Origin of the sequence: Pseudomonas sp. Pseusp3 (genome assembly GCF_047304225.1) — a bacterium.
GTDB classification, from domain to species: Bacteria; Pseudomonadota; Gammaproteobacteria; order Pseudomonadales; family Pseudomonadaceae; genus Aquipseudomonas; species Aquipseudomonas fluorescens_CD.
In genome coordinates this window covers 20184-37191 of the sequence record NZ_JBGLYV010000014.1, presented here as the reverse complement: position 1 = coordinate 37191, position 17008 = coordinate 20184, and the positions used below count along the sequence as shown (strand labels likewise).

At 60.9% G+C, this 17008-nt stretch carries 13 protein-coding genes and 2 pseudogenes; 10 read left to right on the top strand and 5 right to left on the bottom strand.

The features are described 5' to 3' along the window. Positions 1-72: 72 nt before the first annotated feature. Positions 73-1875 (top strand): acyl-CoA dehydrogenase, encoded by a 1803-nt coding sequence (locus ACCD00_RS07215; RefSeq protein ID WP_413423185.1) that lies wholly within the window; start codon positions 73-75, stop codon positions 1873-1875. A gap of 139 nt (positions 1876-2014) precedes the next feature. Here ACCD00_RS07215 and ACCD00_RS07210 read toward each other — a convergent pair whose 3' ends face one another. The 4 genes and pseudogenes from ACCD00_RS07210 to ACCD00_RS07195 form a co-directional block, all read right to left on the bottom strand. Next, positions 2015-2746, bottom strand: coding sequence for a methyl-accepting chemotaxis protein (locus ACCD00_RS07210; protein ID WP_413423255.1), 732 nt, complete (start codon positions 2744-2746; stop codon positions 2015-2017). 132 nt (positions 2747-2878) lie between these two features. Continuing rightward, positions 2879-3907: pseudogene (locus ACCD00_RS07205) on the bottom strand (cache domain-containing protein); the annotation flags it as partial. Positions 3908-4052: 145 nt separating this feature from the next. Beyond that, on the bottom strand, positions 4053-4355 hold the full coding sequence (locus ACCD00_RS07200; RefSeq protein WP_007981180.1) for a cell division protein ZapA: 303 nt from the start codon (positions 4353-4355) through the stop codon (positions 4053-4055). Next, entirely contained in the window at positions 4352-4582 is a 231-nt protein-coding gene (locus ACCD00_RS07195) for a hypothetical protein (protein WP_007971835.1), read from the bottom strand. The genes ACCD00_RS07200 and ACCD00_RS07195 overlap by 4 nt, the downstream gene beginning before the upstream one ends. A gap of 386 nt (positions 4583-4968) precedes the next feature. Here ACCD00_RS07195 and ACCD00_RS07190 point away from each other — a divergent pair. From ACCD00_RS07190 to trxC, 6 genes and pseudogenes are all read left to right on the top strand, one after another. After that, positions 4969-5739, top strand: a pseudogene (locus tag ACCD00_RS07190) (MCP four helix bundle domain-containing protein); the annotation flags it as partial. Beyond that, complete coding sequence (locus ACCD00_RS07185) at positions 5722-6594, top strand: methyl-accepting chemotaxis protein (protein ID WP_413423253.1); 873 nt, start codon at positions 5722-5724, stop codon at positions 6592-6594. The pseudogene ACCD00_RS07190 and the gene ACCD00_RS07185, both read left to right, overlap by 18 nt. A 218-nt stretch (positions 6595-6812) precedes the next feature. Further along, the gene (locus ACCD00_RS07180; RefSeq protein WP_413423183.1) at positions 6813-8555 is read left to right on the top strand and encodes a potassium/proton antiporter; all 1743 of its coding nucleotides are present in this window, start codon (positions 6813-6815) and stop codon (positions 8553-8555) included. Between the two features lie 34 nt (positions 8556-8589). Beyond that, positions 8590-11958: a mechanosensitive channel MscK gene (gene mscK / locus ACCD00_RS07175; protein WP_413423181.1), complete on the top strand. Its 3369-nt coding sequence runs from the start codon at positions 8590-8592 to the stop codon at positions 11956-11958. A gap of 48 nt (positions 11959-12006) precedes the next feature. Continuing rightward, positions 12007-13470: a protein adenylyltransferase SelO gene (selO, locus tag ACCD00_RS07170; RefSeq protein ID WP_413423179.1), complete on the top strand. Its 1464-nt coding sequence runs from the start codon at positions 12007-12009 to the stop codon at positions 13468-13470. A 73-nt stretch (positions 13471-13543) separates the two neighbouring features. Beyond that, on the top strand, positions 13544-13978 hold the full coding sequence (gene trxC / locus ACCD00_RS07165; RefSeq protein WP_413423177.1) for a thioredoxin TrxC: 435 nt from the start codon (positions 13544-13546) through the stop codon (positions 13976-13978). Positions 13979-14106: 128 nt separating this feature from the next. On the opposite strand, the gene ACCD00_RS07160 is transcribed toward trxC, so the two are convergent. Further along, complete coding sequence (locus ACCD00_RS07160) at positions 14107-14877, bottom strand: ParA family protein (protein ID WP_008016979.1); 771 nt, start codon at positions 14875-14877, stop codon at positions 14107-14109. 356 nt (positions 14878-15233) lie between these two features. On the opposite strand from ACCD00_RS07160, the gene ACCD00_RS07155 reads away from it, so the two are divergent. Genes ACCD00_RS07155 through ACCD00_RS07145 form a run of 3 tightly spaced genes read left to right on the top strand, consistent with a single transcriptional unit; the run spans position 15234 to position 17000 of the window. Beyond that, positions 15234-15959 carry a beta-ketoacyl synthase chain length factor gene (locus ACCD00_RS07155; RefSeq protein WP_413423175.1) on the top strand — a complete coding sequence of 242 codons (726 nt, stop codon included), beginning with the start codon at positions 15234-15236 and terminating at the stop codon, positions 15957-15959. After that, entirely contained in the window at positions 15935-16747 is an 813-nt protein-coding gene (locus ACCD00_RS07150) for a lysophospholipid acyltransferase family protein (protein WP_413423173.1), read from the top strand. The genes ACCD00_RS07155 and ACCD00_RS07150 overlap by 25 nt, the downstream gene beginning before the upstream one ends. Next, on the top strand, positions 16725-17000 hold the full coding sequence (locus ACCD00_RS07145; protein WP_085717348.1) for a phosphopantetheine-binding protein: 276 nt from the start codon (positions 16725-16727) through the stop codon (positions 16998-17000). The genes ACCD00_RS07150 and ACCD00_RS07145 overlap by 23 nt, the downstream gene beginning before the upstream one ends. Positions 17001-17008: the final 8 nt, after the last annotated feature.

Sequence of the window (17008 nt, the reverse complement as noted above, 5' to 3'; positions counted from 1 at the left end):
ATCATCAATCATCCTGTTCAGCCTTTATTCCCCCGCCTAGACTCGGCCCATTCCAATAAAAGGTAGGCCGCCATGTCCGAGACGTTGCTCAGTTCCCGTAATCTGGCTTTCGAGCTGTATGAAGTCCTTGATGCCGAGGGCCTGACCCAGCGTGAGCGTTTCGCCGAACACAACCGCGAAACCTTCGATGCGGCCATCAGTACCGCCCGCAGCATCGCCGAGAAGTTCTTCGCCCCGCACAACCGCAAGGGCGACGAGAACGAACCGCGCTATGAAAACGGTCAGGCGATTCTGATTCCGGAAGTGAAACCGGCGGTGGATGCCTTCCTCGAAGCCGGCTTCCTCAATGCCGCGCGCAGTTTCGACGCCGGCGGCATGCAGCTTCCTACACTGCTGTCCCAGGCCTGCTTTGCCCACTTTCAATCGGCCAACGCCGCATCGACGTCCTATCCGTTCCTGACCATGGGCGCGGCGAACCTGATCGAAAGCTTCGGCACCGATGAACAGAAACGCCGCTTCCTGCAACCGATGATCGATGGCCGTTTCTTCGGCACCATGGCCCTGACCGAACCGCACGCGGGCTCGTCGCTGTCGGATATTCGTACCCGCGCAGAGCCGGCGTCTGACGGCACTTATCGCCTCAAGGGCAACAAGATCTTCATCTCCGGCGGCGATCATCCGCTGTCGGAAAACATCGTGCACATGGTCCTGGCCAAGCTGCCGGACGCACCGGCCGGGGTGAAGGGCATTTCACTGTTCATCGTGCCCAAGTTCCTGGTCAACGACGACGGCAGCCTGGGCAAGCGCAATGACGTGCTGCTGGCCGGCCTATTCCACAAGATGGGCTGGCGTGGCACCACGTCCACCGCGCTGAATTTCGGCGATAACGGCGAGTGCGTCGGCTATCTGGTGGGCAAGCCACACCACGGCTTGAGCTACATGTTCCAGATGATGAACGAGGCGCGCATCGGCGTCGGCATGGGCGCGGTGATGCTTGGTTACGCCGGCTATCTGTACTCGCTGGAATATGCCCGCGAGCGTCCGCAGGGGCGCGTGCCCGACAGCAAGGACCCGAACACTGCGCCGGTGGCGATCATTCAGCACGCCGACGTCAAACGCATGCTGCTGACGCAAAAAGCCTATGTCGAAGGCTCATTCGACCTCGGTCTTTACGCTGCGCGGCTGTTCGATGACACCACGACGCTTGCGACCGAAGCCGAACGCAAACAGGCCCATGAACTGCTGGATTTGCTGACGCCGATCGTCAAATCCTGGCCGTCGGAGTTCTGCCTGAAAGCCAACGAACTGGCGATCCAGATCCTCGGCGGCCACGGCTACACCCGCGAATACCCGGTGGAGCAGTACTACCGCGACAACCGCCTGAACCCTATCCACGAAGGCACCCACGGCATTCAGTCGCTGGACCTGCTGGGGCGCAAACTGGCGCAGAACGGTGGCGCGGGGCTCAAGCAACTGATCCGCCTGATCGCCGCCACCGCCGAACGCGCCCAGGCATTCGAGTCGCTGACGCCACTGCGCGAACCGCTGGAGAAACTGGTGGCGCGCCTGCAAACCGTAACCATCGGCCTGCTGACCGACCTGGCCCAGGGCAAGGTCAACAGCAGCCTGGCGAACTCGGCGCTGTACCTGAAGGTGTTCGGGCACACCGTCATTGGCTGGCGCTGGCTGGAACAGGCGATTCGCGCCGAGGAAGGCCTGGCCAAGGGCAATGGGGCGGACGTAAGCTTCTATAAAGGCAAGTTGCAGGCGGCGCGCTACTTCCTGACGTGGGAAGTGCCGGGTTGCCACCACGAGCTGGCGATTCTTGAAGCTCGGGATGATGTGTGTCTGGGCATGCAGGATGAGTGGTTCTGATCCCGAATCTGTGGCGTAGCTGAAATTCGCGAGCAAGCCCGCCCCCACATTTGATCGCTGGAGTTCACAAATTATGTGTTCGCAGCAGGTCGAGTGTGGGAGCGGGCTCGCTCGCGAAGAGGCCCGCACAGATGAAACATCAGCTCAGCTTGAACCCACCCATCTGCCGCGCCAAATCATCCGCCAACCGCTGCAACGTCTGGCAATCATCCCGACAGGCCCTGACCTCCCCCGCAGTCGCCCGCGCCAGGTCGGAGATGCCCTGCACATTGCGGTTGATCTCCTCGGTCACCGCCGACTGCTCTTCGGTCGCCGTCGCGACCTGATGGTTCATGTCGCTGATGCGTTCCACCTGACCGGTAATCGCCGTCAACGACGCGCCAGTTCTCTGGCTCGACTCCACGCCGGTACCCGTGGCCGCTTGCCCGGTATGCATCGACGACACCGCGTTCTCGGCACCTTGCTTGAGGCTGCCGATCATCTGCTGGATTTCATCGGTGGACGATTGCGTACGCCGCGCCAGCGTGCGCACTTCATCGGCCACCACGGCAAACCCGCGCCCCATGTCCCCCGCCCGCGCCGCTTCGATGGCGGCATTGAGCGCCAGCAGGTTGGTCTGTTCGGAAATCCCGCGAATCACCGCCAGCACCTGATCGATGGACGCCACCTGATGGGCCAGCTCACCCACCGCCGTGGCCGCCACGCCGATCTCCAGGGACATGCTTTCAATGTGGCGAATCGAACCGCCCACCACCTCCCGCGCCTGCAGCGCTTCGTCACGGGCGGTTTGTGAAGCGAATGCCGCGTTGCCGGCGTTCTGCGCGATGTCCTGCACGGTCAGGCCCATTTCATGCACCGCGGTGGCGACCATGTCGGTCATTTCCTGTTGCCGTCCGGAACGTTCGGCGGTGTTGTCCACCACGCGCGCCACTTGCCCGACAGCAGTGCGCAGGTGCTCGCTGGTGGTCAGCACTTCACCGATCATGTCGCGCTGGCTGTCGAGAAACCGATTGAAGCCACGCGCCAGATCGCCCAGCTCATCGGCGCGACTGGAATCTAACCGGTGGGTCAAATCTCCACCACCGCTACCGATGGCAACCAGTGCCGCTGTTACCTGACGAATCGGCCGTACCAACCCACGGGCCAGCAGCACCACCAGCAACAGGCACACAATCGCCACCGCCAGGCCGATGCCGCTGCTCATCCACATGGCGCGGCGGGCTTCGGCGTAGATCTGCGATTGCGGCACTTCGGCCACCAGGGTCCAACCGAGATCACGCAATGGCAGGCTCAACGCGAGGAAGTCTTCGCCATCACGCTGGAAGCTGCTGCTGGTGGCAGTTTTTTGACCCATGACCGCTTGCGCGGCTGACTCGCCAATCTGCTCGGCCAAGGTGCGCTTGCCACTGAATTGCGCCTCGGGATGGACCTGGATCAAACCGTCGGAACGCACGAGATAGACCTTGCCGCGCTCACCGAAGCTGAAGTTGTGGATCAGCTCCGACAGCTCTTTCATGCTCAGGCCCAGCCCGGCAACGCCCACGACTTTACCGGCCTGCTCGACTTTCAGGTCGATGAACAGCGCCAATTCTCCGGTGGCCGTGTCGTTGTCGATATTGAGGGTGCGCGGCTTTTTGCTGTCGAGGAACGCATAGAACCAGGCATCCTTCGGGTTGGAACGACTGAGGGTCCGGTCCAGGCCTTTTTCGGTGAAGTAATGGTTGGACGCGGTGCCGACAATCAGCGCGGTAAAAGCCTTGTGCTCGGCGCGGATGCCTTCGAGATAGGTGGTGAAGGTGCCGGTCTGGGCACTGCCTTCACCCCCGGCCAGCCAGTCGCGCACCATGCTATTGCTGGCGATGTCCTTGGCGGCCGTGAGCGGCTGAACAAGGATGCGCTCGATGTCGTTGCGCATCGCTTCGATGCTCGACGGCAAGGCTTGCTCGACCAGATAGTTCTGCGCCAGCCGATTGACCACCAGGGTATAGATGCCAACGACGATCAGAATACTGACCAGCAAGGCGCTGCCCATACTCAGGATCAATTGCCATTGAATACTGCGTCGCCAGAACTGCATGGAGCACCCCCAAAGAATAAGAGGCTGAAACACTGCAACAGCCGTGCCGATTGTATACAAACCAACCGACAATCTATTCTTTGGTTGTGCGCAAAGCCGATCAGGCCTGATTGATCGTCTTGGAAATCACTTCAACCGTGGCGCTGACTTGCTCTTGGTAACGGTCGAGTTCGAGCTTGTGCTGCTTCTGCATTTCGATCTGCTGGGAGCACAGGTTCATCGCGGCCAGCACCAACAGTCGGTCACCGATCAGCGTCGGGTACTTCCTCTTGGTTTCGGCCAGGGCTGCCTTCAACATCATCGCGGCGTCCAGCAGGGTCTGTTCTTCCCCGGCCGGTGCCTTGATCGAATAGTCCTCTCCCAGGATCGAGACGACTTTTACCCCTGCGGCGTTGTAACTCATGCGCTGACAGGACCTGCGCTGACACGCTCAACCAGGGCCTGGATGCGAGCCGCCGTGGCGCCTTGCTTCTCTTCCTGCTCCATCAGGCTCAGTTGCAGGCTTTCGTTTTCATCCTTGGCCTGGGCCAGTTCTGCAGTCAGGGTCTGGTTGGTGCCGAGCAACGTCTGGTTCTGCTGCACCAGGTCACTGACCAGTTGTTCCAATTGGCTTAGGGATGCTTCCAACATTTTGATTTTCCGGGCTTTTTCAAAGGGCGCGTACGATAAAGAAAAGTCACCGTGGATGCCAGGGTTATACAGGCGCAAAGCCTTGATTCTGCTGACGGGCGACCTTCCTCGCGAGTTTTAAAGACTGCGGTTGGTCAATCTGGTTCCCGCATTTCGTCGCCAGCCTATGTGGGAGCGAGCTTGCTCGCGATGGACGTGAACGATATCGCGCCCTGTCTGAATGATTGCGTTGTCCATGCGTTTTTCGCGAGCGGGCTCGCTCCTACAAGGTACCCACCCGGTCGCAGTAAAAACGCGCAAGGACTCAAGACTCCAGTCGTACGACCGATAAGTCATTCATACGTCAGCCTCGGCACCGCTCAGGTGCGCTCTTTTCGGTAAATCCCATGTCCCTTCGTAATATGAATATCGCCCCTCGGGCGTTCCTCAGCTTTGCCCTGATCGGTGGCTTGATGATGATTCTGGGAGTGTTTGCCTTGAATCAGATGAGCAAGATCCGCGGCGCGGCCGAGAACATCACCAACAACAGTGTGCCGAGCATCAAGAGCCTGGACGACTTCACCCAGCTCACCTTGCGCCTGCGCGTGTTGTCCTACCGCTTGCTGGTGAACCGCGAGCCTGACGTGCAGCAAAAAACCATGGAACTGCTGGAGATGCGCAACCAGCAGATTCGCACCGCCCAGGCGACCTACGAAAAGCTGATCGCCAGCCCGCAGGAACGTGCGGCCTACGATCAATACGTGCAGTTGCTGGGTCAGTACCGCCAGATCGAAGACCGGATGAAAACCTTGTCGCGCAACAATCAGATCGATGAACTGCGCACTTTGCTCAACACCGATTTGCTCAACAACTCCGAAGCGGTCAACGCGGTGTTGAACAAACTGCTGGAGATCAACACCCAGCAGAGCCACGACACCAACCAGCAGGCGGCGGATCAATACGATTCGGCGTTCAACCTGGTGATCACCCTGTTGGTGATCGCCACCGCCCTGACGCTGCTGTTCGCCTGGTTGCTGACCAACAGCATCACCCAACCGATCGCCAATGCCCTGAGCGCCGCCGAACAAATCGCCGAAGGCAACCTGACGCGCCCGATCACGGTCGACGGCCAGGACGAGGCCGGCCGCTTGCTGCTGGCGATGTCGAAGATGCAGGACAAACTGCGCGACACCCTGCAACGGATTTCCGGCTCGGCCACTCAGCTGGCTTCTGCCGCCGAAGAACTCAACAGCGTCACCGACGAAAGCGCCCGTGGCCTGACCCGGCAGAACAACGAAATCGAACAGGCTGCCACCGCAGTCAACGAAATGACCAGCGCCGTGGAAGAAGTCGCACGCAACGCGGTCAGCACGTCCGAGGCGTCGAAGAACGCCACCAGTTCTGCCGGCGACGGCCGTGATCTGGTGCAGGAAACCGTGAGCGCCATCGAACGCATGAGCGCCGACGTGCAGAGCACCGCGACCCTGATCGGCGACCTGGCCAACGAGTCCCGCGACATCGGCAAGGTGCTGGATGTGATCCGTGGCCTGGCCGACCAGACCAACCTGCTGGCCTTGAACGCAGCCATTGAGGCCGCTCGCGCCGGTGAGGCCGGCCGTGGTTTCGCGGTAGTGGCCGACGAAGTGCGCGCCCTGGCCCATCGCACCCAGCAGTCGACCAGCGAAATCGAGCGCATGATCGGCAGTATCCAGAGCGGTACCGAGCACGCAGTGGATTCGATGCGCAACAGCACCGAACGCGCCGAATCGACTTTGAACATCGCACGCGGTGCCGGGATTTCGCTGGACACCATCAACAGCGCCATCGTCGAAATCAACGAACGCAACCTGGTGATCGCCAGCGCTGCCGAAGAACAGGCGCAGGTGGCCCGTGAAGTGGATCGCAACCTGGTGAACATTCGCGACCTGTCGGTGCAGTCGGCCACCGGGGCGAATCAGACGAGTGCGGCGAGCAGCGAGCTGTCGCGCCTGGCGGTGGACCTGAACACCCTGGTTGGGCGGTTCAGCCTGTAATCCACCAACACCGCCCCCTGTAGGAGCGAGCTTGCTCGCGATGAATTCAATGACGACGCGCTGAATCAGACAGCACGCGTTATCGTTGACGTCCATCGCGAGCGAGCTCGCTCCTGCAAAGCTTTTTGACAGCATCACATTTCAACAGGTTAGAATCGCTGGCACGCGGACTGCATGGTCAGTTTGTGCCCGCCTTTCAGTTTTCTGGAGTACTGCCTTTGAATGCGACGACCATCAACAGCCTGTTCTTGATCGGCGCGTTGCTGGTAGGTGCGAGCATTCTGGTGAGCTCACTGTCATCGCGCCTTGGTATCCCGATTCTGGTGATTATCCTGGCCGTCGGCATGGCGGCCGGCGTCGATGGCGGCGGCATTATTTTCGACAACTACCCCACGGCTTATCTGGTCGGCAACCTCGCACTGGCAGTCATCCTGCTCGACGGTGGCTTGCGCACCCGGGTGTCGAGTTTCCGTGTGGCGTTATGGCCGGCATTGTCTCTCGCCACCGTCGGGGTACTGATTACCACCGGGCTGACCGGCATGGCGGCCGCATGGCTGTTCAACCTGAACCTGATCCAGGGCCTGCTGATCGGCGCCATTGTCGGCTCCACCGACGCCGCGGCGGTGTTCTCGCTGTTGGGCGGCAAAGGCCTGAACGAACGGGTGACCGCCAGCCTTGAAATCGAATCCGGCAGCAACGACCCGATGGCGGTGTTCCTGACCGTCACCCTGATCGACATGCTCGCCAGCGGCCAGACCGGCCTGCACTGGAGCCTGCTGACCCACCTGATCCGCGAGTTCGGCATCGGTAGCGTCATCGGCCTGGGTGGCGGCTGGCTGATGCTGCAACTGGTCAACCGCATCAACCTGGCCACCGGCCTGTATCCGATTCTGGTCATCGCCGGTGGCCTGCTGGTGTTTGCCCTGACCAACGCCCTGCACGGCAGCGGCTTCCTCGCGGTTTACCTGTGTGGATTGATGATCGGCAACCGTCCGGTGCGCAGCCGCCACGGCATCCTGCACATGCTCGACGGCATGGCCTGGTTGTCGCAGATCGGCATGTTCCTGGTGCTGGGGCTGCTGGTGACGCCTCACGATCTGCTGCCTATTGCCTTGCCGGCACTGGCACTGGCGCTGTGGATGATTCTGTTTGCCCGGCCACTGTCTGTAGTGGTTGGCCTGCTGCCGTTCAAAGCGTTCCATGGTCGCGAGAAAGCGTTCATCTCCTGGGTCGGTTTGCGTGGCGCGGTCCCGATCATTCTGGCGGTGTTCCCGCTGATGGCCGGCCTGCCCAACGCCCAGCTGTACTTCAACCTCGCGTTCTTTATCGTGCTGGTGTCGCTGCTGGTTCAAGGCACGAGCCTGCCGTGGGTCGCCAAACTGTTGAAGGTAACGGTGCCCCCGGAGCCTGCACCCATCTCCCGCTCGGCCCTGGAGGTGCATGTCACCAGCGAATGGGAGCTGTTCGTTTATCGCCTGGGCGCTGAAAAATGGTGCATCGGTTCGCACCTTCGTGAGCTGAAAATGCCCGAAGGCACCCGTATCGCCGCCCTGTTTCGTGGCGAGCAACTGCTCCATCCGTCGGGTAGTACGGTGCTCGAAGTCGATGATTTGCTCTGTGTCATCGGCCATGAACACAACCTGCCGGCCCTTGGAAAACTGTTCAGCCAGGCGCCACAACGGGGCCTCGATCTACGCTTCTTCGGCGACTTCGTACTGGAAGGAGACGCCCAGCTGGCGGCGGTTGCGGCCCTGTATGGGCTGAAGGTCGAAGGCATCGATCCGGACATGTCCCTGGCCCGCTTCATTGCCCAGAAAGTCGGCGGCGCACCGGTGGTGGGTGACCAGGTGGAATGGAACAACACCATCTGGACCGTGGCGGTCATGGACGGGAACAAGATCGGCAAAGTGGGCGTCAGATTCCCCGAAGGAAGTCGCCCGGGTCCCGGCCTCTTCCTCTAAACTGCTTCCACTATCACTTGCTTGACCGGTCTCTATGCCTAACCTGCGCTCCTTTTTCGCCATTGCCCTGCTGGGCTTGAGTCTCTCTGTCGGCCCCCTTGGTTTACCGCAAGCGGTGCAAGCGGCCGAACCGCCCTCCAGCGAAGCCGTGCAGGCGAACCTGGACAAGATCGCCGACCGCAAATTGCCGGAAGCCGACCAGAAGGCCCTGCAAACCGTCCTGCAAAGCACGCTGACCCAGCTCAACAACAAGCGTGACTACGAGCAGAAGCTGGCCGATCTCAAGCAAACGTTGAGTTCTGCACCCAAGCAGACGCTCGAGAACCAGCGTGAACTGACCCGTCTCAAGGCCAGCACCGTGGTACCGGTGGCACAGCGTTTCGCCAAGGAACCGATCCAGCAGCTGGAGCAAATGCTCACCGAGCGCTCCACCCAGCAAAGCGACCTGCAAAAAGCCCTGGGCGATGCCAACAGCCTGATCATCACCGCCCAGACCCGCCCCGAGCGCGCCCAGGCGGAGATATCCAGCAGCCAGACGCGCATTCAGCAGATCAACAACATCCTCAAGAACGGCAAGGACGGCGGCAAGGCCTTGAGCGCCGAGCAGCGCGACCAGCTCAATGCCGAGCTGGCAGCGCTGAACGCCCTGATCCCGCTGCGCCGCCAGGAACTGGCCGGCAATACCCAACTGCAAGACCTCGGCAGCAGCCAGCATGACCTGCTGTCGGAGCGATCCGATCGTCTGGATCGGGAAATCCAGGAACTGCAAACCCTGATCAACCAGAAGCGTCTGGCGTTGTCCCAGGAAACGGTCACCCAGCAATCCATCGAAGCGCAGAAAGCTGGCGGCAGCAGCCTGCTGGCCACCGAAAGCGCGGCCAACCTGAAGCTCTCGGACTACCTGCTCAAGAGCACCGACCGCCTCAACGAAGTCACCCAGCAAAACCTGCAGACCAAGCAACAACTGGACAGCCTGACCCAGAGCGACTCGGCCCTGGACGAGCAAATCAATGTGCTCAAAGGCAGCCTGCTGCTCTCGAAGATTCTCTACAAACAGAAACAAGCGTTGCCGCGCCTGCGGCTCGACCGCAACCTGGCCGACCAGATCGCCGACATTCGCCTGTATCAGTTCGAAGTCAGCCAGCAACGGGAGTTGCTGAGCAATCCGACCACCTACGTCGATAACCTGCTGTCGACCCAGCCGCCCGAGCAAGTCACACCGCAGCTGCGCAAAAGCCTGATGGAACTGGCCACCACCCGCGCCGACCTGCTGGAGCGCCTCAATCGCGAACTGAGCGCGGTGCTCAATGAATCCATCACCCTGCAACTGAACCAGAAGCAACTGCTCAGCACGGCGCAAAGCCTGCGGGCGACACTCGAAGAGCAGATGTTCTGGATTCCCAGCAACAAGCCGCTGGACCCGGAGTGGATTCGCAGTGTGCCCGATCGCCTCCAGCATCAACTCGATTCACTGCCGGTACTTTCAAGCCTGAGCGAACTGGCTGATGGCCTGACCCAGCGCCCGTTGCTGTTCCTGCCACTGGCACTGCTGATCGGTGCGTTGCTGTGGCGCCGCAAGAGTCTGTACGCGCGCCTGAACAAGGTTCACCAGGACATCGGCCATTTCAAGCGCGACAGCCAGTTGCACACGCCGCAGGCCATCCTGATCAACATCCTGCTGGCAATGCCTGTGTCCCTGGGCCTGGCGCTGTGCGGGCTGGCCTTGCAAATCGACGCCCGTGGGCAAAACGCCAATATGGGCGCGGCGTTACTGCAGATGGCCGGGGCCTGGCTGGTGTTCTACACCGCCTACCGGATCCTCGCGCCGGGTGGCGTGGCGGAACTGCATTTCCGTTGGGAAAAGCCCCAGGTGGAATTCCTGCGCAGGTGGGTCCGTCGCCTGGGCATGGTGGTCATGGCGCTGGTGACCGTGGTGGCGGTTGCCGAACTGCAACCGGCGGCGCTGGCCGATGACGTGATCGGCATGCCGGTGGTGCTCACCTGCTACGCCTTGATGACCCTGCTGCTCAGTCGTTTGCTCATCAGCAGCCCGACCCACAAAAACGCCTCGCTGTTCCGCAAGGTCGTGGGGATCCTGTTCACCGCCCTGCCCGTCGCGCTGTTCGTGGCGGTGTGTTTCGGCTACTACTACACCGCGCTGAAACTCAGCGACCGTTTGATCAACACGCTGTACCTGCTGATGTTCTGGCTGGTGATCGAAGCCACGTTCGTGCGCGGCCTCAGCGTGGCGGCCCGCCGCCTGGCTTACCAGCGCGCCCTGACCAAGCGGCTGGCCGCGAAGGAGGCCGGCGACGGCGAAGCGGTGATAGAAGAGCCGACCATGGACATCGAGAAGGTCAACGAACAGTCCCTGCGCCTGATCCGCCTGGCGCTGCTCGGCGGCTTCATGGCAGCGCTGTATTGGGTCTGGGCCGACCTGATCTCGGTGTTTTCGTACCTGGACAACATCACCCTCTACGAATACACCAGCGGCACCGGCGCCAACATGAGCATGGTGCCGATCAGCATCGGCGACATGCTCGGCGCGCTGATCATCATCGGCATCACCTTTGCCCTGGCGCGCAACTTGCCGGGCCTGCTGGAAGTGTTCGTGCTGTCGAAACTCAACCTGGCCCAGGGCAGCGCCTACGCGACCACCACGCTGCTCTCGTATGTGATTGCCGGCGTCGGTTTCGTCTCGACGCTGTCGACCCTCGGCGTCAGCTGGGACAAGTTGCAATGGCTGGTGGCGGCGCTGTCGGTCGGCCTCGGATTCGGCATGCAGGAGATTTTCGCGAATTTCATCTCCGGCATCATGATCCTGTTCGAACGTCCGGTGCGGATCGGCGACACCATCACCATCGGCAACCTGTCGGGCACCGTGAGCAAGATTCGCATCCGCGCCACGACCATCACCGACTTCGACCGCAAGGACATCATCGTCCCGAACAAGACGTTCATTACCGGGCAACTGATCAACTGGTCGCTGACCGACACCATCACCCGGGTGACCCTCAAGCTCGGTGTCGACTATGGCTCGGACCTGGACCTGGTGAAAGAACTGCTGCTCAAGGCGGCCCGCGATAACCCGCGCGTCCTGAAAGACCCGGAGCCGCATGTGTACTTCCTGAATTTCGGCGAAAGCACCCTGGACCACGAGTTGCGCATGCACGTGCGCGACCTCGGTGACCGCAACCCGGTGCTCGACGAGGTCAACCGCTTCATCAACCGCGAGTTCAAGAAGCAGCACATCAATATCTCGTTCCGGCAGATGGAGGTTTACCTCAAGAACCTGCACGGCCAGGAGTACAAGATGGTGCCAATCGAGCCGGAAGCGAAAACCATCGTGCCTCTGGTCGACGGCAAGCCGGCGCAAGAACCGCCCGCCGCCAAACTCGACTAACCGGCCTTTCCCCAGCAGAATGCTCGGACATTCTGCTGGAGCCGGCCCTTGAAAGCCCTCGACGAACTGACCTTCGATAATCGCTACGACCGCCTGGGCGACGCGTTTTCCGCCCATGTGCTGCCCGAGCCCATCGACAATCCGCGCCTGGTGGTGGCCAGCCCCGCCGCCATGGCGCTGCTGGACCTCGACCCGGCCGTGGCCGAAACCCCGGAGTTCGCCGAACTGTTCAGCGGCCACAAGCTCTGGGCCGACGCGATCCCGAGGGCGATGGTCTATTCCGGGCATCAGTTCGGTTTCTACAACCCGCAACTGGGTGACGGTCGCGGCCTGCTGCTGGGCGAGGTGTACAACGAGGCCGGTGAACATTGGGACCTGCATCTCAAGGGCGCCGGCCAGACGCCGTTTTCACGCATGGGCGATGGCCGGGCGGTACTGCGTTCGTCGATCCGCGAATTCCTCGCGTCCGAAGCCCTGAACGCCCTGAACATCCCGACCACCCGCGCCCTGTGCGTGATCGGCTCGGACACCCCGGTGTGGCGCGAAAAACAGGAGCGCGCAGCCATGGTCCTGCGTCTGGCGCCGAGCCACGTGCGCTTCGGCCACTTCGAATATTTCTACTACACCAAGCGCCCCGAGCAGCAGAAAGTACTGGGTGATCACGTACTGGCCATGCACTTCCCGGAGTGCCTGGAACAACCGGAGCCGTACCTGGCGATGTTCCGCGAAGTGGTCGAGCGCAATGCCGAACTGATCGCCAAGTGGCAGGCCTATGGCTTCTGCCACGGGGTGATGAACACCGACAACATGTCGATCCTCGGCATCACCTTCGACTTCGGCCCTTTTGCCTTCCTCGACGACTTCGACGCCAACTTCATCTGCAATCACTCCGACGACCAGGGCCGTTACTCCTTCAGTAACCAGGTGCCGATTGGCCAGTGGAACCTCAGCGCGTTGGCGCAGGCCCTGACGCCGTTCATCAGCGTCGAGGCCCTGCGCGAAACCCTCGGCCTGTACCTGCCGCTGTTCCAGGCCCATTACCTGGACCTGATGCGCCGCCGCCTCGGCCTGACCACCGCGCAGGATGATGACCAGAAGCTGCTGGAGAGCCTGCTGCAACTCATGCAAAACAGCGGCGTCGACTACAGCCTGTTTTTCCGTCGCCTGGGTGATGAAGCTCCGGAACAGGCCATCACCCGCCTGCGTGATGACTTCGTCGACCTCAAGGGCTTTGATGCCTGGGGCGAACTCTATATCGCCCGGGTAGCCCGTGAAGGCGCACTTGATCAAGAGCAGCGTCGCCAACGAATGCACGCCGTCAACCCGCTGTACATCCTGCGCAACTACCTGGCACAAAAGGCCATCACAGCGGCAGAAAGCGGCGACTACTCGGAAGTCCGCCGACTGCACGCGGTGCTGAGCAATCCGTTCGAGGAACAACCCGGGATGGAAAGCTACGCAGAGAGGCCGCCGGAATGGGGCAAGCATCTGGAGATCAGTTGTTCGTCGTGAGGCACTGCACAATTGAAAATCTGGAGATATGGCTCCAGATAGGGATCATTCGCTTTCGACTGGACGATTTGACATGACCGACCCACTCCACATCCCCTGCCCCCACTGCAACGGCCTCAACCGCATTCCCGCCGAACGCCTCAACGATCACCCCAAATGCGGACGCTGCAAGGCCGAAGTCCTGCTGAGCAAACCGTTTGAATTGAAGCAGGGCGACTACGCCAGCCAGATCAAGGGTGATCTACCGCTGCTGGTGGATGTGTGGGCGGACTGGTGTGGGCCGTGCAAGTCGTTTGCACCGGTGTTCGAGCAGGCAGCCGGGCAACTGGAGGGCAAGTGTCGGCTGGCCAAACTGGACAGCGAGGCGAACCAGCAGTTGTCAGCGCAGTTGGGGATTCGCTCGATTCCGAGCCTGATCCTGTTCAAGAACGGCCGGGAAGTCGCCCGGCAGAGCGGGGCCTTCCCGTTACCGCAACTGATGAGCTGGTTGCGTAGCCAGGGCATCTGAAGCAACACGAACCCATGTGGGAGCGGGCTTGCTCGCGAAGGCGTCGTGTCAGTCAACATAGATGTTGAATGTAACGGCCTCTTCGCGAGCAAGCCCGCTCCCACAAGGGGGCTGTGTTACCAGCCAGATCAGGCGTTTTCCAGCAGGTTGTGCAACTCCACAAACTGCTGGGTCAGCTTGTGCCGCGGGTCGAGATGGATCAGCGGCGTATTGGCCTGATGGGATTCGCGCATGCGTACCGAGCTGGCCAGGTACACAGGCAACACCGGCAGGCCTTCGGCGATCAGTTCGTCGAGAATCTGCTGGGGCAGGCTGGCGCGGGCCTGGAACTGGTTGACGACGATGCCTTCGACTTCCAGGCCTTCGTTATGGTCATCCTTCAACTCTTCGATTTCCGCCATCAGACCGTACAGTGCCTGGCGTGAGAAACTGTCGCAATCGAAGGGAATCAACACCCGATCGGCGGCGATCAATGCAGAAACCGCATAAAAATTCAGCGCCGGCGGGGTATCGAGGTAAATCCGGTCGTAGTCTTCGCTCAGCTCTTCAAGCAACTTACGCAGCTTGTTGATCTTGTGCTTGGCTTCAAGTTTTGGCTGCAAGTCCGCCAGCTCGGCGGTAGCGGTAATGACGTGGAGGTTATCGAACGGAGTTTCGTAGATGTCGACCTGATTCTTCTTGGAGAAGGGCCCGGAAGACAGCGTCTGCTTGAAGAAATCGGCGATGCCCATCGGGATGTCGTTACCGGTGAGCCCCGTCAGGTACTGAGTGGAGTTGGCCTGGGCATCGAGGTCCACCAGCAAGGTGCGAAAACCCTCGCTGGCACTGACCGCCGCCAGATTGCAGGCAATGCTGGACTTGCCAACGCCACCTTTCTGATTGAACACCACGCGCCGCATGTCAAAACCTCCGTGTACCAAAGAATGACCGAGTGTAGTGGTCAGCCGCGCTGCTTCGCTACCTTCTCGGTAAAGGGACTACACAGTCAGTTGCCTTCTCTTGCATGAAAAGCTCTGAACGGCCCGATAGCTCGGCGCAGGAACCGACAGACGGAGCAATAACTTTGTGAATAATTACCAATCGTTCAATTTTTGCGAGCCCGCCGCTTCATCTTGTTGAGCAAAATGTAACCAGCATTTGCTACACGTTCCCGGCACCGGGATAATGCGCGCCACTCGGCGCCAAACGCCACGCAGGGTGAGTCTTGGCTCCTGGCCACTCCCCCGCGTCAAGTAAGCCCGTGAGGGTGGGATGAATGTCTGTGATCAACTTCAACATCGCCCAATGGCGCGCCTGGGCCCCGGGGCTTGAAAGCGTGGACGACTGGCAGGCCTGGTGCCGACAACCGGTCGCTCTGCCGCACAGCGATGCCGTTCCCGACGTTTCCTTTCTGCCAGCCATGCAGCGCCGTCGGCTCAGCCGCCTGGCGCGGATGGCCTTCAGTGTCGGCTGGCCATTGGCCGAAGGCCGGCAGGATCTGCCATTGGTCTTTGTTTCCCGTCACGGCGAAACGCCCCGCACCGTCGACATTCTCAGTGATCTGGCCGCCGACCAGCCGCTGTCGCCGACCCAGTTCAGCTTGTCCGTGCATAACGCGATTATTGGCTTGTGGTCGATCATGCGGGGTGAAACCAGCGAAATGACAGCCCTGGCTGCCGCAGGCGATGGCCTGGAGCACGGCATGCTGGAAGCTGCCGCACTACTGGCGGAAGGCGCGCGCGCGGTACTGCTGGTGGTCACCGAAGAGCAGCCGCCCGAGGCTTATTCGACCTGGATCGACGACGTGCCGTTCCCTTATGCCGTCGGCCTGCTGATCACACCAGGTACCGACTGGCAGTTGTCCTTGAACAGCCCACCGGATGCGTTGTCCAACCCCCGCTGGCCACACGCACTGAATCTGTTGCGTATGCTGCTCGGCCAGCAAACCACCTGCCAACATGCCTGGAAAAATCGTGTATGGACCTGGCAACGCAACCCGTGACCAAGAAAAACCGCGACGCCTATTACTGGCGCTTGCTGGCCACCGCCGCGAGCTTTGCCCTGTTCGGGTTGGGCGGGCTGTGCCTGCGCCTGGTGATTTTCCCGTTGCTGAACTGCCTGCCGGGCGATGCCCGGACCCATCGGCTGCGGGCCCGGCAAACGGTCAGTCGCTGTTTCTGGATTTTTGTGCGTTTCATGGCCCGCACCGGGGTGCTGACCTACAACATTGAAGGCGCGGAAAAACTCGGTCGTCCCGGGCAAATGATCGTTGCCAATCACCCATCGCTGATCGACGTGGTGTTTCTGATCGGCCTGGTGCGTCACGCCAACTGCGTGGTCAAGCAAAGCCTCTGGAAAAACCCTTTCACCCGCGGACCGCTGCGCTGCACCGAATACATCAGCAACGACGGCAGCATGGACATGCTCGACGCGGCTGCCGACGCGCTGAAAGACGGCCAGACCCTGATCATTTTCCCCGAAGGGACGCGCACCCGCCCCGGCCAGGCACCAGCCTTTCATCGGGGCGGTGCGGCAATCGCCGTGCGTGGTGCGAAAATCCTCACCCCGGTCATTATCAAGGTCAACCCGACCACATTGACCAAGGCCGAACCCTGGTATCGCATCCCAAAGCGGCGTGTGCACTTCAGTTTCCGGGTTGGGGCCGATATAGACCCACAGACTTTCGCCAAGCAGGGGCCGCCTCCGCAAGCCTCGCGCAAGCTCAACGATTATTTGCATTCTTACTTCATCAAGGAGCTCGCCGAAGATGAGCGATCTGAACACCCATAGCCTGGTGCTGGAAATCAAAGAGCTGATCATCGAAGCCCTGGGGCTCGAAGACATCAGCGCCGAAGACATCGGCAACGAACAGACGCTGTTCGGCGAGGGCTTGGGCCTGGACTCGGTGGATGCTCTGGAACTGGGCCTGGCCATCCAGAAAAAGTACGGCATCAAAATCGACGCCGATGCCAAAGACACACGTAACCACTTCAGTAACGTGGCGAGCCTTGCGGCGTTCGTCACCGCAAAACAGGCAGCTTGAGACCGGAC